17 protein-coding genes are annotated in these 23,528 nt (G+C 64.4%); 14 read left to right on the forward strand and 3 right to left on the reverse strand.

The features are described from left to right. Positions 1–9 precede the first annotated feature (9 nt). From J2X44_RS08490 to J2X44_RS08530, 9 genes are all read left to right on the forward strand, one after another. Complete coding sequence (locus J2X44_RS08490; RefSeq protein ID WP_310089072.1) at positions 10–1,545, forward strand: tryptophan 7-halogenase; 1,536 nt, start codon at positions 10–12, stop codon at positions 1,543–1,545. A gap of 11 nt (positions 1,546–1,556) precedes the next feature. Next, positions 1,557–2,276, forward strand: coding sequence for a SapC family protein (locus tag J2X44_RS08495; protein WP_310089073.1), 720 nt, complete (start codon positions 1,557–1,559; stop codon positions 2,274–2,276). After that, positions 2,269–3,300 carry a cupin-like domain-containing protein gene (locus J2X44_RS08500; RefSeq protein WP_405053353.1) on the forward strand — a complete coding sequence of 344 codons (1,032 nt, stop codon included), beginning with the start codon at positions 2,269–2,271 and terminating at the stop codon, positions 3,298–3,300. Before J2X44_RS08495 ends, J2X44_RS08500 begins: the two co-directional genes overlap by 8 nt. Next, on the forward strand, positions 3,297–4,796 hold the full coding sequence (locus J2X44_RS08505; RefSeq protein WP_310089074.1) for a tryptophan 7-halogenase: 1,500 nt from the start codon (positions 3,297–3,299) through the stop codon (positions 4,794–4,796). The genes J2X44_RS08500 and J2X44_RS08505 overlap by 4 nt, the downstream gene beginning before the upstream one ends. Beyond that, complete coding sequence (locus J2X44_RS08510) at positions 4,793–5,749, forward strand: glycoside hydrolase family 16 protein (protein WP_310089075.1); 957 nt, start codon at positions 4,793–4,795, stop codon at positions 5,747–5,749. Before J2X44_RS08505 ends, J2X44_RS08510 begins: the two co-directional genes overlap by 4 nt. Continuing rightward, positions 5,749–6,810, forward strand: coding sequence for a LacI family DNA-binding transcriptional regulator (locus J2X44_RS08515; RefSeq protein ID WP_310089076.1), 1,062 nt, complete (start codon positions 5,749–5,751; stop codon positions 6,808–6,810). Before J2X44_RS08510 ends, J2X44_RS08515 begins: the two co-directional genes overlap by 1 nt. After that, positions 6,803–7,999 (forward strand): MFS transporter, encoded by a 1,197-nt coding sequence (locus J2X44_RS08520; protein WP_310089077.1) that lies wholly within the window; start codon positions 6,803–6,805, stop codon positions 7,997–7,999. The genes J2X44_RS08515 and J2X44_RS08520 overlap by 8 nt, the downstream gene beginning before the upstream one ends. 101 nt (positions 8,000–8,100) lie before the next feature. Further along, positions 8,101–10,578, forward strand: a complete 2,478-nt coding sequence (locus tag J2X44_RS08525) for a glycoside hydrolase family 3 N-terminal domain-containing protein (protein ID WP_310089078.1) — start codon at positions 8,101–8,103, stop codon at positions 10,576–10,578. A 48-nt stretch (positions 10,579–10,626) separates the two neighbouring features. Beyond that, on the forward strand, positions 10,627–11,922 hold the full coding sequence (locus J2X44_RS08530) for a sugar MFS transporter (RefSeq protein ID WP_405053354.1): 1,296 nt from the start codon (positions 10,627–10,629) through the stop codon (positions 11,920–11,922). A gap of 81 nt (positions 11,923–12,003) precedes the next feature. Here the strand turns inward: J2X44_RS08530 and J2X44_RS08535 are convergent, their stop codons facing one another. From J2X44_RS08535 to J2X44_RS08545, 3 genes are all read right to left on the reverse strand, one after another. Then, complete coding sequence (locus J2X44_RS08535; protein ID WP_310089081.1) at positions 12,004–13,143, reverse strand: GGDEF domain-containing protein; 1,140 nt, start codon at positions 13,141–13,143, stop codon at positions 12,004–12,006. 148 nt (positions 13,144–13,291) lie between these two features. Then, positions 13,292–14,989, reverse strand: coding sequence for a D-aminoacylase (locus J2X44_RS08540; RefSeq protein ID WP_310089082.1), 1,698 nt, complete (start codon positions 14,987–14,989; stop codon positions 13,292–13,294). Between the two features lie 192 nt (positions 14,990–15,181). Beyond that, the gene (locus J2X44_RS08545) at positions 15,182–15,805 is read right to left on the reverse strand and encodes an XRE family transcriptional regulator (RefSeq protein ID WP_310089083.1); all 624 of its coding nucleotides are present in this window, start codon (positions 15,803–15,805) and stop codon (positions 15,182–15,184) included. A gap of 141 nt (positions 15,806–15,946) precedes the next feature. On the opposite strand from J2X44_RS08545, the gene J2X44_RS08550 reads away from it, so the two are divergent. From J2X44_RS08550 to J2X44_RS08570, 5 genes are all read left to right on the forward strand, one after another. Continuing rightward, positions 15,947–17,926 (forward strand): serine hydrolase domain-containing protein, encoded by a 1,980-nt coding sequence (locus J2X44_RS08550; RefSeq protein WP_310089084.1) that lies wholly within the window; start codon positions 15,947–15,949, stop codon positions 17,924–17,926. A gap of 11 nt (positions 17,927–17,937) precedes the next feature. Further along, positions 17,938–18,930 carry a dipeptide epimerase gene (locus tag J2X44_RS08555; protein WP_310089085.1) on the forward strand — a complete coding sequence of 331 codons (993 nt, stop codon included), beginning with the start codon at positions 17,938–17,940 and terminating at the stop codon, positions 18,928–18,930. An 87-nt stretch (positions 18,931–19,017) separates the two neighbouring features. Next, the gene (locus J2X44_RS08560; protein WP_310089086.1) at positions 19,018–20,160 is read left to right on the forward strand and encodes a membrane dipeptidase; all 1,143 of its coding nucleotides are present in this window, start codon (positions 19,018–19,020) and stop codon (positions 20,158–20,160) included. A 4-nt stretch (positions 20,161–20,164) separates the two neighbouring features. Beyond that, on the forward strand, positions 20,165–22,351 hold the full coding sequence (locus tag J2X44_RS08565; protein WP_310089087.1) for a TonB-dependent receptor: 2,187 nt from the start codon (positions 20,165–20,167) through the stop codon (positions 22,349–22,351). Positions 22,352–22,371: 20 nt separating this feature from the next. Further along, positions 22,372–23,412: a DUF1611 domain-containing protein gene (locus J2X44_RS08570; protein WP_310089088.1), complete on the forward strand. Its 1,041-nt coding sequence runs from the start codon at positions 22,372–22,374 to the stop codon at positions 23,410–23,412. Positions 23,413–23,528 lie beyond the last annotated feature (116 nt).

A 23,528-nucleotide genomic window follows, 5' to 3' on the forward strand; every position in this document is an offset into this window, starting at 1 on the left:
TCGACGCCAATGGATAATATGGTCGAGAGGGTAGTCATCGTGGGCGGCGGCACCGCCGGCTGGCTCGCGGCGTCGCTGCTCGCCGCCTCTCGGCATGGCGCGTCGGGACGGCTGTCGGTGACCCTGATCGAGGCGCCCGATATTCCAACCATCGGGGTGGGCGAAGGCACCTGGCCGACGATGCGCGACACGCTCGCCCGCATCGGGATCGGCGAGGCCGAGTTCCTGGCCGCGTGCGACGGATCGTTCAAACAGGGATCGCGTTTCGACGGCTGGGTGACCGGCGCCGCGGATGACCGCTATTTGCATCCGTTCACCCCGCCGCCCGCGATGCCGACCGGCGAGCTGCTGGCGGCATGGCGCGCGGGCGATTCCGGCCAGCCTTATGCCGCGGCGATGAGTGCGCAGGCGCATATCTGCGACCTCAATCTGGCGCCGCGGCAGCGGGCGATGCCCGATTATCAGGGCGCCGCCAATTACGCCTATCATCTCGACGCTGGGAAATTCGCTGCGTTGCTGAGCAAGCATGCGGTGCAGCGGCTGGGTGTGCGGCATATCGCCGATCATGTCACCGGGGTGCAGCGTGATAGCGACGGCGGCATCGCGGCGGTGGCAACGCGGCAGCATGACGACATCGGCGGTGACCTGTTCATCGATTGCACGGGCCATGCCTCGCTGTTGATCGGCGGCGAGTTGGGCGTCGAATGGATCGACCGCAGCGACACGTTGTTCAACGACCGCGCGCTGGCGGCGCAGGTGCCGGTGGCGCCGGGCAGCGCGATCGCGTCGCAGACGGTGGCGACCGCGCACGACGCGGGCTGGATTTGGGACATCGGCCTGCCGGGGCGGCGGGGCATCGGTTGCGTCTATGCCAGCCGCTTCATGGACGATGACGCGGCGGAGGCGGTCCTGCGCGGCTATATCGCGCGCGTCCTGCCCGATGCGCCCGAGGTTCCGGCGCGGCGGCTGCGTTTTCCGACCGGTCACCGGGCGCGGTTCTGGGAGGGCAATTGCGTCGCCATCGGGCTGTCGGCTGGGTTCATCGAGCCGCTGGAGGCGTCGGCGATCGTGATGATCGAATTGTCGCTGCGCGCGCTGATCGACAATTTTCCGGCGAGCCGCGCGGCGATGCCGATCCACGCTGATCGTTTCAACGACCTGTTCCGCTATCGCTGGGACCGCATCGTCGATTTCCTCAAGCTCCACTATGCGCTGAGCCGGCGCACCGAGCCATACTGGCTGGCGCAGCGCGATCCCGCGCAAATGCCGCCGCGGCTGACCGACCAGTTGCGGCTATGGCGCGACCAGCCGCCGTCGGTCTGGGATTTTGCGCGCGTCGACGAGATTTTCTCGGCCGAAAGCCACCAATATATTCTCTACGGCATGGGCTTTCCGGTGCCGGCCGACCTGCCCAGCGGCGATCGTGCCGCCGCCGCCATCGCCGAAGCCCGCCTGCGCGCCCGCACCCTGGCGGCGGCTTTGCCAGCCAACCGCGATTATCTCGACGCGCTGCAACCCCAAACCGCCGCGCTGGCCGCGCGATAGAAAGAGTTTTGATGCCCCGCCACGCTGTCCTCGACAAAGACGTCCATCGCGACCTGCGCGTTCGCACCGATGCGGGGGCGGCGCTGGGCGACGGCATGATGGCGGTGTTGACCGTGCCGACCGAGTTTCGCCGTGTGCAGGCGCATTTCCCGATCCTTTTCCGCCGCGATGCGGGGCAGGGCGATTTCACCGCGCTGGCGCTGTTCGGGTTCGACACGGGCGAGAATCTGTTTCTCGACGGCGATCGCTGGGACGCGGGCTATCGCCCACTGGCGCTGGCGATCCAGCCGTTCCTGGTCGGGCGCCCCGCCAACGGCAACGGTCCGGGGCAGGTGCATATCGACCTCGACCATCCGCGGATTGCAGACGCCAGCGACGGGGTGCGATTGTTCGACGGCGACGGCGTGGCGACGCCGTTCCTGGAGGCGATCGCCGAACGGCTTGGCGATCTGGATGAGGGGTATCGCGACAGCGCCGCATTTTATGACGCGCTGCGGGCGCATGATCTGCTCGAACCGTTCAGCCTTGAGGTGACGCTGAACGATGGCGCGAAACATTCGCTCGTCGGCTTTCATATCATCGATGAGGACCGGGTGCGCTCGCTGGAAGCCGACGCGCTCGGCGCGTTGCACGCTGCGGGCCATCTGATGCCGATGTTCATGGCGATGGCGTCGTTGTCGCAACTGTCCGTGCTGGTTGAGCGCAAGAACCGCAGGATCGGTGGTGGCTGACCTGGGCGGTACCATCTACGACCGCCTCGCGCGGGTGCCCGAACGCGAATGGGACCGGGCGGCGGGATTAAGCGCGTTGCTCGATGGCGCGCGCGAACCCTTTGTCCTGCGCGGTCTGGTCGCCGACTGGCCCTTGGTCGAAGCGGGTCGGCGATCGGCGGCGGCGGCGCGGCGTTATCTGCTCGATCATGCCCGCGACCGGCCGTTCACCGTGTCGATCGGGCCGCCGGGGCATGACGGGCGGCTGTTCTACGACGCCGACATGGCGATGAATTTCCGCACCGGCACCGGCAAGCTCGCCGATATTTTTTCAGGGATCGACGCCAGCGAGGCGGAGAGCGACCCGCGCACCGTCTATCTCGCCTCGATCGACATCCCGGCGCATTTCGACGGTTTGGACGAGGCGAATCCTATCGACCTGGGGATGCGCGATCCACTCAAAAGCATCTGGATCGGCACCCGCACCCGGATCGCGGCGCATAATGATTTTCCCGACAATCTGGCGTGCTGCGCTGCCGGTCGCCGCCGCTTCACGCTGTTCCCACCCAGCCAGTTTCGCAATTTATATCTGGGGCCGATCGACAACACGCCGGCCGGCCGCGCGGTCAGCATGGTGGATTTCGACGCCCCCGATCTGGCGGCGCACCCGGACTTTGTCGCCGCGATGGCAGAGGCGCAGACGGTCGAACTCGAGCCCGGCGACGCGATCTTCATCCCGTCGATGTGGTGGCACCATGTCGAGGGGCTGGCGCCGTTCAACATCCTGGTCAATTACTGGTGGCGCAGCTCCCCGGCGTGGCTGGGCCAGCCGCAGGAGGCGCTGAACCACGCGATCCTGGCGATCCGCGACCTGCCGCCCGCCGACAAGGCGATCTGGCGCGAGATGTTCGACCATTATGTTTTCGCCAACGACGACCGGGTGACCGACCATATTCCTGAAGCCGCGCGCAGCGTGCTGGCCCCGCTCACGCCCGAGAGTGCGGGGCGGCTGCGCGCCTTTTTGTTGAGAGCGTTGAACCGATGAACCAGGACAAACCGATCCAGCGGGTCGTTATTGCGGGCGGCGGCACCGCGGGGTGGATGATGGCGGCCGCCATTGCCCGCACGATGGGAAAAACGATCGACCTGACACTGGTCGAATCCGAAGCGATCGGGACGATCGGGGTTGGCGAGTCGACGATCCCGCCGCTGGTCAATTTCAACCGTATTCTGGGCATCGCCGAGCCCGAATTTATGCGCGCGACGCAGGCGACGTTCAAGCTGGGCATTTTGTTCGACAATTGGAAGCACGATGGCGACAGCTATTTTCACAGCTTTGGCCTGTCCGGAAAAGATCATTGGTCGGCCGGGTTCCAGCATTTCTGGCTGAACGCACGCGAACGCGGCGATGACCGGCCGTATAGCGATTATTGCCTCGAACTGGTCGCAGCGATGGAAGGCAAGTTCGCGCATCTGCCCGAAGAGCGGATGAATTACGCCTATCATGTCGATGCGACATTATATGGACGGTACCTGCGCAAACTGGCCGAGGCCGATGGCTGCAAGCGTGTCGAAGGTAAGATCGCGCGGGTCGAACTGAACGGCGAGAGCGGTGACATCGCGGCGCTGCTGCTTGATGGCGAGCGGCGGGTCGAGGGCGATATGTTCGTCGATTGCACCGGCTTTCGCGGATTGCTGATCGACGGCGCTTTGCACGCGGGGTTCGAGGACTGGAGTCACTGGCTGCCCAACGACAGCGCGATCGCGGTGCAGGCGAAGCATCTGCGCGCGCCGCAACCCTATACGCAGGCAATCGCGCATGATGCGGGCTGGCAATGGCGCATCCCGCTGCAGCATCGCATGGGCGCGGGGATTGTTTATAGCAGCGGCTATCTGTCGCGCGACGCCGCCTATGACCGGCTGATGAGCAGCGTCGGCGAGCCGCTGATCGAACCGTTCGACATCAAGTTCAAAGGCGGCGTGCGGCGCAAGCAATGGTATCGCAACTGCGTGGCGGTTGGGCTGGCGGGCGGCTTTGTCGAACCGCTCGAGGCGACGACGGTCCACCTGATCCAGCGCGCGGTGCTGCGCTTTGTCCGGATGATGCCCAACGGCCGGGTCAGCGAGCGCGACGCCGCCGAGTTCAATGATCAGGCGCGGCTCGACATCGAACAGATCCGCGACTTTGTGGTGCTGCATTACAAGGCGACCAACCGCCGCGACAGCCCGTTCTGGCGCCATGTCGCGAACATGCCAATCCCCGATACGCTCCAGCAAAAGATCGAATTGTTCCGCGAAACCGGCCGCGTGTTCCGCAAATATGAGGAGCTGTTCGCGGAGAATAGCTGGGTTCAGGTGATGATGGGGCAGGGGATCGAACCGCAATCCTATCACCCGATCGCCGAAAAGCTGCGCGATGATGAGGTTGAGCGATTGTTCCAGACGCTCCGCGACAATATCGCGCAGACGGTGGCGACGCTGCCCGAGCATCACGTCTATGTTGCGCGCTATTGCGGCGCCGATGTGCCGCAGTGGGCATGAGACGCGGCGCGTTCCTCCTGATGCTGGCCGCCGCGCTGACAGGCGGCGGCGCGGCGGCGAGAGAACCGGCGGCGGACGGCTGGCGGCTGATGTGGTCGGACGAGTTTGACGGCACCGCGATCGACCGCAGCAAATGGGACTTCGACGTCGATTGTTGGGGCGGCGGCAACAACGAACGGCAATGCTACACCGACAGCCAGAAGAACGCCGCGATCAAGGATGGCAAGCTGGTCATCACCGCGCGCAAAGAGAAAGCGACTGGCCCCGCCTTTCCGCTGGGCCAGCGCAGCGAGCCGGGTAAGGCGAACGCGCGCCAGACGCGCGAGTTCACGTCGGCGCGGCTGGTCACGCGCGGCAAGGCGGCATGGACCTATGGCAAGATCGAGGTGCGCGCCAAGCTGCCGCAGGGGCAGGGCACATGGCCCGCGATCTGGATGCTGCCCGAAGGCCATCGCTATGGCACCTGGGCCGCGTCGGGCGAGATCGACATTTTGGAGGCGGTGAACCTGGGGGTGCGCTGCGACGAATGCGTGGGCGGGATCGAGAACCGCATCCTCGGCACGCTGCATTTCGGCGGCGTGTGGCCAAAGAACGCGCATAAGAGCAACGAAATCGCCCTGCCGGGCAAGCTCGACGATTTCCATGTCTTCGGCATCGTGTGGGACAAGGGCAAGATCGTCTGGACCGTCGATGGCCGCCCCTATGCGACGCAGGTCGCCGGTGACTGGTACACCAGCGGATCGGCCGATCCGGCGGCACCGTTCGACCGTCCCTTTCACCTGATCCTGAACCTGGCGGTCGGCGGCGGGCTGGCCGAGGATCGCGGGATCAAGGGCGTCGATATGCGCGGTTATCCCAAGGCGATGGAAATAGATTGGGTCCGCGTCTGGCAATGCGGCGAGGATGAAGCTAGCAGGGCGCGTTGCGGGACCAGCGGGGGCACAGCGGAATAATGGGGCGTCGGCGGCAGTCGGTCACGATCAAGCATGTTGCGGCCGACGCGGGGGTGTCGCTGCAAACGGTGAGCCGCGTTATCAACAACGAGCCCAATGTGCGGCCCGAGATGAAGGAAAGGGTGCAGGCGTCGATCGACAAATTGGGCTATGTCCCGTCGATCGCGGCGCAGCGGATGAGCGGATCGCGGTCCTATCTGATCCTGGCGATCAATGACCGCGAACGCACGATCGCCGACTGGCGCGGGCGGCAGGGGGTCGACTGGGTCGATCAGATGCTGCTCGGCGGGATGCTGAAATGCGCCGAATATGGCTATCGCATGATCTTTGAGCTGGTCGACACGCACAACGACCATGTCGAGCGCGAATTGCGCGCCGCGATCGCCGCGCTGCAACCCGACGGGGTCATACTGACCCCGCCGCATTCGGACAATGTGCTGATCGTCGGGCTGCTCGACCAGCAGAAGATTCCCTTTGCCCGCATCGGATCGCGCGGCGGCGATGCCGGGATCGCGTTGACGATGGACGACGAGGGGTCGGCGCGGCGCGCGACGCGGCACCTGATCGACCATGGCCACCGGCGGATCGGCTTCATTCCCGGATCGCCCGAATATAGCCTCAGTCGTTGGCGCATCGATGGTTGGCAAGCCGAAATGGCGGGGGCGGGGCTGGCCACCGACGGCCTCCTCGCCGAGGGCGATTTCACTTATGCCTCGGGCGCCGCCGCGGCGCGGCACCTGCTCGCCGGCGCCAATCCGCCGACCGCGATCATCGCCAGCAGCGACCAGATGGCGCTGGCGACGCTTGAGGTCGCGCGCGAGCGGGGCCTCGACGTGCCCGGGCAATTGTCGATCGTCAGTTTCGACAACACCCCGATCGTTCGTTTCACCCAGCCGCCGCTGACCGCGGTCGACCAGCCGGTCGCCGAAACCGCGTCGCGCGCGGTCGAATTGATCATTGCCGCCCAGCGCGGGGCGCCGCGCCCGACCGAACCGACGCGGGTGCAGGGCGGGCTGGTCGAACGCGGATCGACTGCCGCGCCGCCTCCCGTCCATGGATGAGCCCGGCGGGCCTCCCCGCCAGTCGCTTCCCTTTCTGTTGCTCTATGCGCTCGCTGCTGCTGGCGGCGCGATCGCCTATGTGCCGTTCCTGACCATCTGGCTGCCTGGTCGGATGACTCAGCTGGCGGGCGCGGCGGATGTGCAAATGTTGGGCTACGTCACATTTTTCGGCGCGATCGCGGCCAGTCTTGGCGGCATCGGTTTCGGCTGGCTCAGCGACCGGATCGGCAACCGGCGCGGCTTTGTCCTGACCGGGCTGACGCTGACGGTCGCGCTGTTGCTCGCCGTGCCGTTGGCGCAGGATATTTGGGCGTTGGTTGCCGTGATCGTGGCGTGGCAACTCGCGCTCAACATGATGCTCGGGCCGCTGGCGGCGTGGGCCGGGGACTGCGTCCCCGACGCGCAGAAGGGAATGCTCGGCGGGCTGCTGGCGTTCTCGCCCGCGCTTGGCGCGTGGTCGGGCGCGCTGGTGACATGGCCCGGGCTGGTGCCCGTCGAGGGACGGCTGCTGGTGATCGCGGCACTGGTCGCCGCCGCGGTGCTGCCGGTGCTGCTGCTCGGTCGGCCCCGCGCTTTCGCCGACCTCACCGCGCCGCCGCCGCCGCGTATCGCAGGCGCGCCCGCGCAGCGCCCGACCGGCCCGGCGGTGCGAATGTGGCTGGCGCGCTTGCTGGTCCAGATCGCCGAGGCGGCGCTGTTCGCCTATCTCTATTTCTGGTTCCGCTCGATCGATCCCGATATGCACGACAGCGAAAAGGCGGGGCTGTTCAGCATTGCGCTGACGCTGGCGGTGCCGATCGCGCTGCTCAGCGGCCGCTGGGCCGACCGCCATGACCGTCCGTTCCGCCCGCTGGTGGTTAGCGCCGCGGTGTCGGGGCTGGGCATGGTCGGCATGGCGCTGGCGACGATCCCCGGCACGGCCAAGGCCAGTTACCTGATCTTTGGTATCGCGACGACAGTGTTCCTGTCGCTCCACGCCAGCCAGACGCTGCGTATCCTGCCGCGGTCCGATCGCCGTGGCCGTGATCTGGGCATCTTTAACCTGACCAACACCGTGCCGTCGCTGATCATGCCCTGGCTGACGATTTCGCTGGTGCCGGGGTTCGGTTTCGATGCGCTGTTCCTGCTGCTCGCCGGGCTCACCGGCGTCGCTGTGCTGCTGCTCGCGACGATGCCGCGCACCCGCTAAGCCACCCCGAAACAGAGCACTTGCTTTCGCGCATCCACTATGCGAAATGAATATTGATAACGTTCACATAATGATGATCGAGTGACAGGATGGGAGAGACAATGCGCCGACAGGCTCTGGTTATGGCCACCGCGCTGCTTTTGGCAGGAAGCGCCGCCGCGCAAACCCCGAGCGGCGATGCCGCAGCAGTTCATCCCGAACTATGGCCCGCGGCGAAAAGCCCAGCCACGATTTCCGACGCGAAGACCGAGGCACGGATCGACGCACTGATCGCGCGGATGACGGTCGAGCAAAAGGTGGGGCAGCTGATTCAGGCCGACATCAGCACGATCACGCCGACGGACCTTGAAACCTGGCCGCTCGGTTCGATCCTCGCGGGTGGCAACAGCGGACCGAATGGCAATGAACGATCGACCGCCGCCGATTGGGCCAAGCTGGTCGGCGATTTTCGCGCCGTGTCGATGCGCCCGCAGGCCAACGGCGTCGCGATCCCGATCATCTTTGGTGTCGATGCCGTCCACGGCCATAACAACATCCCCGGCGCGACACTGTTTCCGCACAATATCGGCCTGGGCGCCGCGCGCGACCCCGAGCTGATCCAGCGGATCGGCGCGGTGACCGCCGCCGAAATCGCTGGCAGCGGCATCGAATGGACCTTCGCCCCGACCTTGGCGGTGCCGCAGGATCTGCGCTGGGGCCGCAGCTATGAAGGCTATGCCGCTGATCCGGCGCTTGTCGCCGAATACGCGACGGCGATGGTGCTGGGCTTGCAAGGCGAACTCGCCAGCGGGCGGTCGATCGCCGCCGACAAAGTCGCCGCGACGGCCAAGCATTTCCTGGCCGACGGCGGGACGTTCGAGGGCAAGGATCAGGGCAACGCGCGGATCGACGAACAGGAACTGATCGCCAAACATGCCATGGGCTATCCCGCCGCGATCGATGTCGGAGCACTGACCGTGATGGCCAGCTTTTCGAGCTGGAACGGGGTCAAGCATCATGGCAACCAGGGGCTGCTGACCGACGCGCTCAAGGACAAGATGGGCTTTGCGGGCTTTGTCGTCGGCGACTGGAACGGCCATGGCCAGGTTGCGGGATGCAGCGTCACCGACTGCGCCCAGTCGATCAATGCCGGGCTCGACATGTTCATGGCGCCCGACAGCTGGAAGGGGCTGTACGACAGCACGCTGAAGCATGCGAAGGACGGCACCATCTCTGCCGCCCGTCTCGACGATGCAGTCCGCCGCATCTTGCGCGTCAAATACAAGCTCGGCCTGTTTCCCGAGGGCTACGTGGACCGCAGCATCGTGAAGGCGGTCGGCGCGCCAGAGCATCTCGTCATCGCGCGCGAAGCGGTCGCCAAGTCATTGGTGTTGCTAAAAAACAATGGCAGCGTCCTGCCGATCAAGCCCGGCGCGCGGGTGCTGGTCACCGGCCCGGCGGCGGACAATATGGCGATCCAGTCGGGCGGCTGGACAGTCAGCTGGCAGGGGACCGATGTCGTCCGCTCGGACTTTCCGAACGGCCAGACGATCTGGGAAGCGCTGGACAAATCGGTGCGCGAGGCGGGCGGTGTCGCGGCGTTGTCCGAGGGTGGCGTGTTCAAGGAAAAGCCCGACGTCGCGATCGTCGTATTCGGCGAAGACCCCTATGCCGAATTTCAGGGTGACGTGCCCACGCTCGACTATCAGCCGACCGGGGCGACCGACCTCGCGACGCTCAAGAAACTGAAAGCCGCTGGCGTTCCGGTCGTGGCGCTGTTCCTGTCGGGGCGGCCGATGTTCACCAGCCCCGAAATCAACGCCTCCGACGCCTTTGTCGCCGGGTGGCTGCCCGGGTCGCAGGGGGCGGGGGTCGCCGATGTGCTGGTCGCGGGCAAGGACGGCAAGACGGCACGCGGCTTTACCGGTACGCTGCCCTTCGCGTGGCCGGCCGACGCGCGTTCGCCGATCGACAAGCCGCTGTTCTCGGTCGGTTACGGCCTGAAATATGGCGAAACCCGCGTGGTCAACAAGCTGTCCGAAGACCTCGGCGTTGACATCACCAAAGCGCTGAATGTCGAAAATTTCTTCTCGGGCGGCCGCGCGCGGGCGCCTTGGGCGCTCACGGTCACTGACGCGGGCGGATCGCGCCCGGTCGAATCGCCGCCGACGGCAAGTCCAGGCGGGCTGATCGCGGCACGGTCCGTCGATGTGCGCGCGCAGGAGGACGGCAAGGCGTTCGTGTGGACCGGTCCTGCCGCGCTCCACCTGTCGGGCCCCTATGCCGACCTGTCGCGGCAATTGAACAACAGCTTCGCCTTGCGGATCGAATGGCGGATCGACGCGGTCGACGCCGCACCGGTCCAGATTGCGCTCGGCGGCAAGGCGTTCGACATCTCGGATTGGGTGAAAGCGGCACCAAAGGGGCAGGTTTCGACGATCAAAGTGCCGCTGCGCTGCTTCGCCGATGCCGGTGCCAATCTGCAACGCGTCGATTACGCGCTGTCGGTGCAGGCCGACAGAGGCTTTGCCGCGACGTTGCTGAATACGAATGTCGAAGCCGTGGGGACGAATCTGCCTTGCCCCCCGGTGGCAAAATGACGACACCTGTCTGAGGCTTAGCCGAAAAAGAACATCGGGAGAGACGATATGGCTTTGGCGCCAGACATGACTTCGAGCGCAGATCCGGCTGCCGAAACGGGGCAGGGGGCGCATGTCGATGCGCCCGAATTGCGGCTGTTCGTGATGGGACTGTTTTTCATCTTCGGCGGTATTACCAGCCTCAATGACGTCATCATTCCCAAGCTCAAAGAGCTGTTTACGCTGAATTATACCCAGGCGATGCTGGTGCAATTCTGCTTCTTCACCGCCTATCTGGTGATCGGGATTCCCGGCGCCAAGCTGGTCAAGAAGATCGGTTACATGCGCGGCGCGGTCGCCGGGCTGCTGACGATGATGGTTGGCTGCCTGCTGTTCATTCCCGCCTCGCAGAATGCGACCTATGCGCTGTTCCTGTTTGCGCTGTTCGTGCTGGCCAGTGGCGTGGTGATTGTGCAGGTCGTCGCCAACCCGCTGATCTCGCTACTCGGCAAGCCCGAGACGACGCACAGCCGGTTGACCTTTGCACAGGCGTTCAATTCGCTCGGTACCACCGTGTTTCCGATCGTCGGCTCGATCCTGATCCTGGGTAGCCTGGCAACGATGAGCGCCGATCAGTTGTCGGGGGCCGAACTCGATGCCTATCGCACCGCCGAAACCCAGGCGATCGTCAACGGCTACCTCGGCATTGCGGTGGCGCTTGCAGTGGTTGCGGGCGCGGTGTGGATGTTCCGCAATCGCCTGCAGGGTGAGCGGCATGAGGCGAGCGCAGGTCTGGCGGGTGTCGACCTGCTCAAGCGCCCGCGCTTCGGATATGGTGCGCTCTGCATCTTTCTTTATGTCGGTGCCGAGGTGTCGATCGGATCGCTGGTCGTCAACTATCTGATGCAGCCGGGTGTCATGGCATTGCCGGAACAGGCCGCGGGCAAGCTGATCGGGCTGTATTGGGGCGGCGCGATGGTCGGACGCTTCATCGGTTCGGCGCTGATGCGGGTGGTCAGCCCCGGCAAGCTGCTGGCGGGTGTCGCGGCGGGTGCTATTGCGCTGATCCTGATTTCGACCAACACCACCGGGATGCTTTCGGGTTACAGCCTGCTCGCCATCGGGTTGATGAACTCGATCATGTTTCCGACCATCTTCAGCCTGGCGTCCGAAAAGCTCGGCAGCCGTGCGGCCGATGGGTCGGGGATCATCAACGTCGCGATCTTCGGCGGCGCGGTTGTACCGCTCGCAACCGGCGCGATCGCCGATCTGACGGGCAGCCTTGCCACCGCATTGCTGCTCCCGGCGCTCTGCTACGCGGTCATCGCGGGCTTTGGCATTTACGCCCGGCGCCCCGCCGTCTGACACGGAAAACGCCGCGGGGCGGTGCGCTCTGGCGCGCGCTGCCCCGCGGCGTCCCGCCCCCTTGCGGGAAGCTGGATCGGTTTATGCCAGATCGGCGATTTCGATGCGGTTTCGCCCGCCTGCTTTCGCTTTGTACAGTGCCTCGTCGGCGGCCTTCAGCGCGCCGCGCGTTTCACCATAGCCAAACACATCGGCGACCCCACCCGAGAAGGTGATCTGACCGAAGGGTTCGTCGGTCTTGCGATTGATCAGGCGCCGTTCGGCCAGCCCCTCGCGCGCCTCGTCGAGCTTTTCGGCCGCCTGCGTCGGGGTCAGGCCCCGGAACAGCATGACAAATTCCTCACCGCCATGGCGTGCGACATGACAGCGGTCGTCCGAAATCCGTGCCAGCGTGTCGGCGATCGCCTTGATCACCCGGTCGCCGGCTTCATGGCCGTGCAGGTCGTTGACCTTTTTGAACTCGTCGATGTCGCAAAAGGCGACGCTGAGCGGTTCGCAGGCGGCGCGCGCTTCCTTGTGATGCCGTTCGAGCAGGATTTCAAAGGCGCGCCGGTTGGGTAGGCCGGTCAGGAAGTCGAGCTCGGCATCGCGCTTGGCGCGTTCGAGGCTGCGGCGGAGCGATTTCGCTTCGTCCTCGCTCTTACGCATATGGTCTTCGGCCTTGCGCGTGCGTTCGAGCATGACCTTGGCTAGGTCGGCGAGGCTGGAGACGATCCGGCCGGTTTTCTGAAGCTGTTCCAGATCATCGACATGCTGTTCGAGCTCGGTGCCGTAATCGCTGGTGACGGTCCGCGCTTCCTTGGCGTGGACGTGGAAAGATTCGAGGTTGGTTTCGAGCCGCGTCATCAACCGGTCGAGATCGGCATGGTCGGCGGGGGCACTGCTTTGGTCGTTCAGTTCGTTGAGCCATTGCTGGCTGATCCCGTCGGGCGATTGCGACCGCGTCGTGATCTGACGCGCCAGATGCGGGTTCATCCCCGAAAAGGCGGCATGCGCCAGCAACAGGTTGGCGGGCGACACGTCGAGGTCGTTGTCTACCAGAAACGCCATGATCGTGCCGATCAGCTGGTGCCTAGCAAGCTGCGCGAGGTCGCGGGTGCCGCCGCCGCTATCGGGCGGGGCATGGCGTCCTGCGGGGGGCACGCCTTGCGTCCGGCGTAGCCCCAGCCAATCCAGGAGCCGTCCTACCGGCTCGGTCGATGGTGTCGCTTTGGTGGTCATGCGAGAATTAACGGGCCGACATCGACGGTTTTAAGCCGAATTTGGCAGGAATTTGCGCTTGCACGCGCTGCCGTTGAACTAGTCCATGCAAAGCGATGTCAAAACAGCAGCTTAGTAACGCGACTTTTTTGTCACTGCTGTGGCGATGTCAGCGGCAGCGGTTCCAGCCCGGGCCGCGCACCGCCCGCCCCGGGGTCGCACCGCTATGTTCGCCGTTCTGGAGCACCGCGACGCCGTTAACGAACACATCGCGCACGCCGACTGAATATTGATGCGGTTCTTCGAAGGTCGAGCGATCAGCGATCTTTGCCGGGTCGAACACCACCACGTCGGCAAAATAGCCGGGTTTGAGCGCGCCGCGGTCCTTGATCCCCAGATTGGCGGCGGGGAGGGTGGTGAGGCGATACACCGCCTGCTCCAGCGAGATCAGCTTCTCGTCGCGGACATAGCGGCCGAGCAGCCGTGCGAAATTGCCATAGGTGCGCGGGTGCGCGCCCGATTTCAGGAAATCGCCCTCTGCCGCCTGCGACGCGCCATCGGAGCCGAAACTCATCCACGGCAGCTGGACCTGCCTGCGGACATTGTCCTCGGACATCAGGAAATACACGGTGCCGACGCGCGAGCCGTCCTCGACCACCAAGTCCATTGCGGTTTCTTCGGGTGATTTGCCACGCATCGCCGCGACCTCGGCCAGCGTCTTGCCGGTCAGCGGTTTGAGTGCGGAATTTTTGAACCCCGACAGGATCATCTTGTCGGCGCCCGCGCCGAGATAGAGATTTTCCCAGTCGCTGCCCGGCTGCTGCATCTCGGCGGCGACGCGGGCGCGGGTGGCGGGATCTTTCAACCGTTCGATCCACGCTTCCAGCCCGCCTGCCTGGACCCAGGTCGGCATCGCGGCGTCGAGCCCGGTGGCGCCCGCGGTATAGGTGTACATATCGGTTGTGATCCGATGGCCCGCGGCGCGCGCGGCCTCGATCTTTTTCACCACCGCGTCGAGTTTGCCCCAATTGCCGCGTCCCGCCATTTTGAGATGATAGATTTCGGCCGGGGCGCCCGAACGGCGCGAGATTTCGATGAGTTCGTCGACCGCTTCCTCCAGCCGGTCGCCTTCGGAGCGCATGTGGCTTATATACATGCCGCCGCATTTGGCGGCCTCGCTGGTCAGTGCGACCAGCTCGTCGGTTTCGGCATAGGAGCCGGGGGCATAGATCAGCGAGCTGCCGACGCCCATCGCGCCTTCGTTCATCGCCTGCCGCACCAGCGTGCGCATCCGGGTCAGTTGCGCGGGGGTCGGATCGACATCTCCTTCGCCCAACTCATGCACGCGCACCGTCGCGGCGCCGACGAAGCTCGCGACATTGGTCGAAACGCCGCGCTTTTCCAGATAGTCGAGATAGTCGCCGAGACTGGTCCATTCGATCGGGAATTTCAGGTCGCCCTGGCGCTCGGTTTCCTGGCGCTTCATTGCGGGGCTCAGCGGTCCCATCGACCAGCCTTCGCCCATCACCTCCAGCGTCACGCCCTGCCGGATGTCGCTCTGGCTTTTGGGATCGACAATCAGCGATTCGGTGGCCCAGCTCAGCATGTTGATGAAGCCGGGCGCGACCGCCATGCCGTCCGCCTGCACGACGCTTTTTGCCGTACCCGCGACTTTCCCTACCGCGACGATCCGGTCATCCTTGATGGCGACGTCGCCGATGACCGGCGGCTGGCCCGATCCGTCGTAAATCGCACCGCCGCGAATGATCAGGTCATAGACGGGGGCCTGCGCGGCGACCGATGCCGACAGCAGCATCGAACTGCACAGCAAGAGCAGCGAGGGTGCGAACTGCCGACGTAATGCCATCTATTTTCTCCTTGAAAGGATGCTGGGTTTGTCTCGCTCAAATCCAACCGTTGGTCCTGAGGAACCATTGAGCTTGTCGAAATGGTGTCTCGAAGGACGATCGCACTGCACCCTTCGAGACGAGGCTTCGACGGGCTCAGCCTCTCCTCAGGGCAAACGGAGTTTTTGTTTCGGTCTTCATCAACGCAGGCTTTAGCCGTGCAGGCTCATCAATGAATCCATCAGCCCGTCGTCGGCGCTGGAGCAGACGCCGAGCACCAGCGCCTCTTCAAACCCTTCGGCCACGACATAAGCGTGCCCCATCGACGAATCGAGATAGATGCCCTGGCCGGTCTTGAGCGTGACGGGATCATAGAATTCGGTGTGAATCTCGATCTCGCCTTCCAGCACATAGATGAATTCCTCACCGTGATGGCGGACGAGTTCGCCGAATTCGCGTGCGCTGTGGGCACGGATACGGGTGATGATCGGGATCATCCGTTTTTGGCGCAGGTCGGTGCAGAGGTAATGATAGTCATAATTGTCGGTGGTCACGCGCACCGCCTGATCGATCGTTCCGACGCTGCGGCGACCGGTGACGCGCGGCGCGGCGTCGCCCTCCTCTTCTGCAAACAGGTCCGACATGCGGATGCTGAGTCGCTGGCTGAGCTGTTGCAACTTGTCATAGCTGAGCGTCAGCCGGTCATGCTCGACCTTCGACAACGTCGAGACCGGGATGCCCGATTTCGCGCTCATCTCCTTGAGCGTCCAGCCGTTTCGGGCGCGGATGCTCTTCATCACGGTGCCGAGCGTGGGTGGGGCCGTACGAGCCGCCATCAATATTTCCATTCCATGTTTGACAATTTTCTAATCAGGATCATTATGTCCCTATTGGGTTAACAGTTGTTGGCCCTTGGTAAGACGTCGCGCGGCTTGCTGCAAGGTCAGACAGGGCGGGCCAGACAAAAGGGGAAAGAGATGCGTTTCATCCGCAAGGCGATGATCGGGCTGGCAGCGCTCGCGGCGCTGCCGCTGGCGGCGCAGGGGCCGCTGCCCGCGCCGACGGCCAAGAAAGTCGAGACAGTCGCGGCACCTGCCCCCGCGGTTCCAAAGGCGCCCGTCACGCTCAACGCCGCCGATCTTGAAGCGTGGATGGACGGCTATCTGCCCTATGCACTCGAACGCGCGCGGATCCCCGGCGCGGTTGTCGTCGTCGTGCGCGGTGATCAGGTCGTGCTGCAAAAGGGCTATGGCTTTGCCGATGTCGCGAAGCGCGCGCCGGTGCTGCCCGAAACCACGATGTTCCGCCCCGGTTCGGTGTCGAAGTTGCTGACCTGGACCGCAGTGATGCAGCAGGTTGAGGCGGGCAAGATCGACCTCGACAAGGACGTCAACGCTTATCTCGATTTCAAGATTCCGCCCTATCAGGGCAAGCCTGTGACGATGCGCAACATCATGACCCACACTGCGGGGTTCGAGGAATCGGTGCGCCATTTGATCAGCAGCGATCCCAAGGCGGTGATGACGCTGAAGGAGCAGATGCCGCTGGCGCTGCCGCAGCGCGTCTTTGCGCCCGGAACCACGCCTGCTTATTCCAATTATGCGACGGCGCTGGCGGGGTATATCGTCGAGCGGGTGAGCGGAGAGCCGTTCGACAATTATATCGAAAATCATATCTTTACGCCGCTGGGCATGACCCATTCGACCTTTCGCCAGCCGCTGCCCGCGCGCCTCGCGCCGCATATGGCAAAGGGCTATCCCGACGTGACGCAAAAGGCGAAGCCGTTCGAGATCGTCATCCCGGGACCGGCGGGCAGCCTGTCGGCGAGCGGCGCCGACATGGCCAAATTCATGATCGCGCATCTGAACGACGGTGCCGGGCTGCTGAAGCCCGAGACCGCCAAAGAAATGCATGATTTCAAGGCGCCCGGCGTCGGGCCGCTCAACAGCATGGCGCTCGGTTTCTACGAACAATGGGTCAACGGCCGGCGCGCGATCGCGCATGGCGGCGATACGGTGTGGTTCCATTCCTATCTGTGGCTGTTCCCCGAAGATGACGTCGGGGTCTATATCTCGATGAACAGCGCCGGGACGCAGGGCGATGCGGGCGCGGTGCGCAGCGCCTTGTTCCATAAGTTCGCCGACCGCTATCTGCCGGGCGAGGATAAGGTGGGGCAGGTCGATGCCAAGACGGCCGCTCAACATGCCCAGATGATGGTCGGCAATTATGTCAGCAGCCGCGGGTCGTTCACGAACTTCATGAGCCTGCTCGGGCTGTTGGGACAGGCGACGATTTCGCTGACCGAAGATGGCAAGATCACCTTCCCCGCGCTTGACGGGCTCGGCGCTGGCGCGCGCGATTGGGTCGAGGTCGAACCCTTTGTATGGCGCGACCGCGGCACCGGCGAACGGCTGGCGGCGGAGGTCAAGGACGGCCGCGTCGTGCGCTTCAGCGTCGATGCCGGGTCGCCGTTCATGGTGTTCGAGCCAGCCCCGCCGAGCGTCAATGCCGCGTGGCTCAATCCGGCGCTGATCGCTGCACTTGGCATCGTCCTGCTCGCCGCCCTGGCATGGCCGGTGCGCGCGCTGGTGCGGCGCAGCTTCAAGGCCGATTTCGCGCTCGAAGGCAAATCGCGCCGCGCCTATCGCTTGTCGCGGATTTTCGCCTGGCTGGTGCTTGCGGCGCTGGTGGGCTGGCTTGGGCTGATCGCAGCTTTCTCAGCCGACATTGGCAGCCTGGGCGGCCCGCTCGACTGGCTGATCCATCTGCTACGCATCCTGACCCCGGTGGCCGCATTCGGCCTGCTGGCAACCGCAGGCTGGCACCTGTGGCTGACGATCAAGGATAAGCGTCGCTGGACGATGAAGCTCGGTGCCGTGCTGCTTGTGCTGGCGGCACTGGTGCTGGTGTGGGTGACGCTCGTCTTCAACCTCTATGGCTTTGGAATGGTTTATTGATGGCGACGCAAATGACGCAAGAACTGACGCTCGACCTGCGGGTCGAGCGGTTTCCCTATCACCAGCCGTTCCGCATTTCGGGGCATGTCTTCACTGAAACCGCGCTGTTGGTTGCCGAACTGTCCGACGGCACGCATGTCGGGCGCGGCGAGGGGGCGGGGGTCTATTATCTTGGCGATGACATCGATCATATGCTGGCCGAAGCGACGCGGGTGCGCGAGGCCATCGAGCGCCGCGCGACGCGTGAGGATTTGCAGCAACTGCTGCCGCCCGGGGGCGCGCGCAACGCGCTCGACTGCGCCTATTGGGATCTCGAAGCGAAGCAGGCGGGGCGGCCGGTATGGGAACTGGCGGGATTGAAGCCGCCGCGCCCGCTGCCCTCGACACTGACGCTCGGTGCCGACAGCGCGGGCAATATGGCGAAAGCGGCGCTGGCGATCGATCCCGAGGCACCGATCAAGGTCAAGCTGACGGGTGATTTGGCCGATGACATCGCGCGCGTCGTCGCGATCCGCACCGCGCGGCCGCATGCGTGGATCGGGGTCGATGCCAATCAGGGCTATGATATTCGCACGCTGGCCGAGCTGTTGCCCGTGTTGGTGCAGACGCGCGTCGCGCAGCTCGAACAGCCGCTGAAGCGGGGGCGCGAGGCCGATCTCGACGGGCTGAAGCGGCCACTGCCTTTTGTCGCCGACGAAAGCGCGTTGACGCTCGCCGACACCGCGACGCTGGTTGGCCGGTTCGACGTCGTCAACATCAAGCTCGATAAATGCGGCGGGCTGACCGAGGGGCTCGCGATCGCGCGGCAGGCGCGGAAACTGGGGCTCGACGTGATGGTCGGCAATATGATGGGGACCAGCCTGTCGATGGCGCCGTCGTTCGTGCTGGGGCAGCTGTGCGACATCGTCGACCTCGACGGGCCGACGTTCCTGGCGCGCGATCGCGCACCAGGCGTCGAATATCGCGACGGGATGATTCACTGCCCCGCAGAAATTTGGGGATAGACGATAGTTGCATGTCCTAAATGGGTTGACAATTCTCTGATTAGGACAATAGTCTTTAATCTGTAAATTTCGTGAGTGGAGGGTGGAATGAGTCGATCATTCCCGTTGACGCGCCGCGCCATGGTGGCGGGCGCGGTGGGGGCTGCTGTGTCTGCGCCGATGATCAACCGCGGGGCGTTTGCCTTTGCGGCGGCGCCGGGCCGCAATTACTCGCGCCGCGCGGTCGATCTCGTTGCGTCGTCGCTCGTCATCGACATGCTCGCTCCGCTCAAGATCACGCTGTCGGCGGACTATGTCGCGCACCGGGTGACCGAGGCGGAGGCGGCCGAGTTTCGCGCCAGCGGCATCACCGGCTTTCACAACGCCTATGGGTTGGGCGGCCCCGATGCGAAGCAACAGGCGCTGACGTTCCTTGCGGGCTGGCAGGGCTTTGCCGGGCGCAACGGTCATGTGTTCACCCTCGTCGATAGTGTGGCGGATCTGGATCGTGCCAAGGCCGACCGGAAATGTGCGGTCATCATGGGCATCCAGAATGCCGAGCATTTCGAGAGCGTCGAGGATGTCGCGCTGTTCCGCCGCCTGGGTCTGCGCTGCGCGCAACTGACCTATAACAGCCAGAACCGGATCGGATCGGGCAGCACCGAACGGATCGACGGCGGGGTCAGCGATTATGGCGCCGCGATCATCGCCGAGATGGAAAAACAACACATGCTCGTCGACGTCTCGCATTGCGGCGACCAGACAACGCTCGATGCGATCGAAATCGCCAAAGGGCCGATTGCGATCACGCACAGCAACGCTCGTGCGCTCGTCGATCATCCGCGCGTCAAGACCGACGCCGCGATCAAGGCGCTGGCAGCCAAGGGCGGGGTGATGGGCATTACCGGGGTGCGGATGTTCGTGCGCACCATCGATCCGACCAACGTCGGCCATATGGCCGACCATATCGACCATGTCGCCAAGCTGGTCGGGATCGATCACGTCGGTATCGGGTCCGACGCCGACCTGCACGGCTATGACGACATGAAGCCGGACGAATATGCGCTGCTCAAAGGCAGCTACAAGGGCAGCTACGCCTTTCGCGACAAGATCGACATCGACGGCTTCGACCATCCGCTCAAGACCTTCGACCTTACCGAAGAACTCATTCGCCGCAACTATTCGAACGACAACATCCGGGCCGTGCTGGGTGGCAATTTTCGCCGCCTACTCGCCCAAGTCTGGGGGTAAGACAATGAAACAGGGACTTTATATCGCCGCGAGCATGATCGCACTTTTGGCTGCTGCTCCGGCGCAGGCGCAGGAACCGGGGGCGGTCGAGGCCGCAGGCGAAATCGTCGTCACCGCGCAAAAGCGCGTCCAGAATGTTCAGGACGTGCCGATTTCGATCGCCGTGGTGAATGGCGAAGAGCTTCAGCAACAGGGCTCGGCATCGCTGGTCGATTATGCGGGTTACGTCCCCGGCATGAATGTCAGCAACGGCGGCACGCCCGGTCAGACGACGATCACGTTGCGCGGTGTCGCCCCGCTAAACGCGAGCCAGACCGTCGGCATCTATCTCGACGATGCGCCGGTTGGATCGAGCGCGATCTACAACCGCGCGGGCGCGTTCACGATCGACCTGATGCCCTATGATCTGGAACGGATCGAGGTGCTAAAAGGACCCCAGGGCACGCTTTATGGCGCCAGCTCGATCGGCGGATTGGTGAAATATGTCACCGTCCAGCCGAACACCAATGCGTTCAGCGTCAAGGCGGGGGTCGAGGGCTTTGCGATCAAAGGCGGCGACGGTTTGGGCTGGGGGGCGCAGGTCATGGTCAATGTGCCGCTGATCCAGGACCGGCTTGCGGTCAGCGGCAGCTTTGCCTGGCGCAGCACGCCGGGCTGGGTCGACAGCGTCAATAATGCCGCGCTGAAGGATCAGAATGATTATGAACAGCGCGGCGGCCGTGCGGCGCTGCTGTGGACTCCGACGCCCGAGTTCAGCGTGAAGCTGGCCGGAATCTGGCAGTCGCTCGATTCAGAGGGCAACGCGCTCTATGCCGCCGACCTGACTGGCGTCCGGCTTGGCGACGGGCGTTCGTACAACAATTTTGTTCCCGAATCTTTCGACGTCGATCTCGACTATTATTCGGCGACGCTCGACTATGATTTCGGCTCGGCCACGCTGACGTCGGCGACGACCTACAGCAAGACGAAGAGCGCGCAGGTACAGGATGCGAGCTATGCCTTTGGCGTGCTCTTCCCGCTGCTCACCGGCGGCGCGGTGCCGCCGGGGATCACGCCGTTCCTGCTCGATCTCGGCCTGAAGAAATGGACGCAGGAAGTGCGGCTTGCTTCGCCCAGTGGCGGACGTTTCGAATGGCTGATCGGCGGTTTCTTCACCGACGAGACGACGAGCAATTCGCAGCTTGTCCGTTCGTTCGATATGGCAGGCAATCCGATCGCGGGGCTCGATCCGCTCGCGATCGTCGGGCTGCCCGCGACGTACAAGGAATATGCGATCTTCGGCAACGGCACCTTCAAGCTCAGCGATCAGTTTGAAATCACCGGCGGGTTGCGTTGGGCGCGCAACAAACAGACCTTCCGCCAGATCAGTTCGGGCGCCATCGTGCCGCAAGCCGACGACCCCGGCAAATCAGCCGAAAGCGTGTTCACTTACTCGATCAGTCCGCAATTCCACATCAACGAGGACGCGATGCTCTATGCGCGCCTCGCGACCGGCTATCGCCCCGGCGGACCAAATGTCATCGTCCCCAATGTCCCGCCGACGGTCGATGCCGACCGGATGAAAAACTATGAGGTAGGGCTGAAAGCCGACTTCGCCGATCGCATGGTTTCGGTCGATGTCGCGATCTTCCTGATGGACTGGACCGACATCCAGGTCGTGCGCTCGTTCGGCGGCGTGTCGGGCGGGGCGAACGGCGGCAAGGCGCGCAGCAAGGGGATCGAGGGCAGCCTCGCGCTGCGTCCGACCCCCGGCCTGACGATCAGCGCGACGGGCAGCTATACCGACGCGGTGCTGAGTGAAGACGTGCCCGACATCAGCGGCGTCAAGGGAGACCGTTTGCCCGCGGTACCGAAATTCAGCGGCGCGCTGCGCGCCGATTATGAATTCGAACTGGGCGGCGGCAACAAGGGCAGTTTTGGCGCCGGCATTCGCCACGCCAGCAACCGGCTGTCGCTGGTCGAAAGCGATCCGCTGGTCGCCACGGCCAAGCCCTATACGTCTGTTGATCTCAACGCGTCGATCACCTTCAATGACCATTGGACATTGCGCGCTTATGCTCGCAATCTGCTCGACAATCAGGGGGAAATGGCGCGCTCGACTTTTGCCAATGGGCTCAACCAGCCCAGCTTCCTTGGCATTTCGCCGCTTCAGCCGCGGACCGTCGGCGTCGCGCTCGACATGGCTTTTTGAGCGGATTGGAGTTGGCCACGATGAACGCGCCCACCGGCAGGCTGGAAAGCAGCCTGACCCTGCCGCAACCCTATCTGCTGTTCCTCGGCGATACGACCGAGGCGGGCTATGCCAAGACCGCCTTTGGTCTGGCCGATTGGGCGGCCGATCGCTGCGTCGGTGAGCTTGCGATCGGTGGCTGCACCGTCACCACCGGCCTGCCGCCGATGTCGCCCGCCGAGGCGCGGGCGGCGGGGGCGCGGTCGCTGGTGATCGGGGTCGCCAACCAGGGCGGTGTGATCGGCGACAGCTGGATCGCGGCGCTGGTCGAAGCGATGGAGGCGGGGCTCGACATCGTCAGCGGGCTGCACGTCCGGCTGGCGAGCCTGCCCGCGCTGGCCGAGGCGGCAAAGCGCACCGGGCAGCGGTTGATCGATGTGCGGACGCCGCCGCCGTCGATCCCGATCGGCAACGGGCGCAAACGCAGCGGCAAAAGGTTACTGACGGTCGGCACCGACTGCGCGCTCGGCAAGAAATATACCGCGCTCGCGCTGCACCGCGCCTTTGTCCAACGCGGCATCGATGCCGATTTTCGCGCGACCGGCCAGACCGGCATCATGATCGCCGGCGGCGGGATGCCGATGGACGCGGTGGTGTCGGATTTCGAAGCGGGGGCGGCGGAGATTTTGAGCCCCGACGCGCCAGAATCCCATTGGGATCTGATCGAGGGTCAGGGCTCGATCTTCAACCCGGCCTATGCCGCGGTGTCGCTTGGGCTGCTCCACGGTAGCCAGCCCGACGTGTTTGTCGTGTGTCACGATCCGACGCGCAAGGTGATCCTGGGCATGGAGAGTTTTGCGCTGCCGTCGATCGAGGAGGTCATCGATCTGACGATCCGCCTAGGCAGCCGGACCAATCCGGCGATCCGCTGCGGCGGGGTCAGCCTCAATACATCGAGTTATGACGCCGACGCCGCCGAAGCGCTCATGGCGGCGGAGCGGGCGCGGCTCGGTCTGCCAGTCGCGGACCCGATCCGCGGCGGTGCCTCCTTCGACGCGCTTGTCGAAAACGTTCTCGCATGACGGCCCGTTTTTGTGCCCCTGCGAAGGCAGGGGCCCATCTCCGGCCTTTGCGAAATCCGGCGAGCGGCTGTTGAGAATGATGGAGCAGGTGATGGGCCCCTGCCTTCGCAGGGACG

The sequence above is a fragment of the Sphingopyxis sp. BE259 genome (genome assembly GCF_031457495.1).
GTDB lineage: Bacteria > Pseudomonadota > Alphaproteobacteria > Sphingomonadales > Sphingomonadaceae > Sphingopyxis.

What these genes read in the sequence shown, in the direction of transcription:
- J2X44_RS08490 (WP_310089072.1), top strand. Translation starts at nt 10, where the DNA reads ATGGATAATATGGTCGAGAGGGTAGTCATCGTGGGCGGCGGCACCGCC.
- J2X44_RS08495 (WP_310089073.1), top strand. Translation starts at nt 1,557, where the DNA reads ATGCCCCGCCACGCTGTCCTCGACAAAGACGTCCATCGCGACCTGCGC.
- J2X44_RS08505 (WP_310089074.1), top strand. Translation starts at nt 3,297, where the DNA reads ATGAACCAGGACAAACCGATCCAGCGGGTCGTTATTGCGGGCGGCGGC.
- J2X44_RS08510 (WP_310089075.1), top strand. Translation starts at nt 4,793, where the DNA reads ATGAGACGCGGCGCGTTCCTCCTGATGCTGGCCGCCGCGCTGACAGGC.
- J2X44_RS08515 (WP_310089076.1), top strand. Translation starts at nt 5,749, where the DNA reads ATGGGGCGTCGGCGGCAGTCGGTCACGATCAAGCATGTTGCGGCCGAC.
- J2X44_RS08520 (WP_310089077.1), top strand. Translation starts at nt 6,803, where the DNA reads ATGGATGAGCCCGGCGGGCCTCCCCGCCAGTCGCTTCCCTTTCTGTTG.
- J2X44_RS08525 (WP_310089078.1), top strand. Translation starts at nt 8,101, where the DNA reads ATGCGCCGACAGGCTCTGGTTATGGCCACCGCGCTGCTTTTGGCAGGA.
- J2X44_RS08530 (WP_405053354.1), top strand. Translation starts at nt 10,627, where the DNA reads ATGGCTTTGGCGCCAGACATGACTTCGAGCGCAGATCCGGCTGCCGAA.
- J2X44_RS08535 (WP_310089081.1), bottom strand. Translation starts at nt 13,143, where the DNA reads ATGACCACCAAAGCGACACCATCGACCGAGCCGGTAGGACGGCTCCTG.
- J2X44_RS08540 (WP_310089082.1), bottom strand. Translation starts at nt 14,989, where the DNA reads ATGGCATTACGTCGGCAGTTCGCACCCTCGCTGCTCTTGCTGTGCAGT.
- J2X44_RS08545 (WP_310089083.1), bottom strand. Translation starts at nt 15,805, where the DNA reads ATGGCGGCTCGTACGGCCCCACCCACGCTCGGCACCGTGATGAAGAGC.
- J2X44_RS08550 (WP_310089084.1), top strand. Translation starts at nt 15,947, where the DNA reads ATGCGTTTCATCCGCAAGGCGATGATCGGGCTGGCAGCGCTCGCGGCG.
- J2X44_RS08555 (WP_310089085.1), top strand. Translation starts at nt 17,938, where the DNA reads ATGACGCAAGAACTGACGCTCGACCTGCGGGTCGAGCGGTTTCCCTAT.
- J2X44_RS08560 (WP_310089086.1), top strand. Translation starts at nt 19,018, where the DNA reads ATGAGTCGATCATTCCCGTTGACGCGCCGCGCCATGGTGGCGGGCGCG.
- J2X44_RS08565 (WP_310089087.1), top strand. Translation starts at nt 20,165, where the DNA reads ATGAAACAGGGACTTTATATCGCCGCGAGCATGATCGCACTTTTGGCT.
- J2X44_RS08570 (WP_310089088.1), top strand. Translation starts at nt 22,372, where the DNA reads ATGAACGCGCCCACCGGCAGGCTGGAAAGCAGCCTGACCCTGCCGCAA.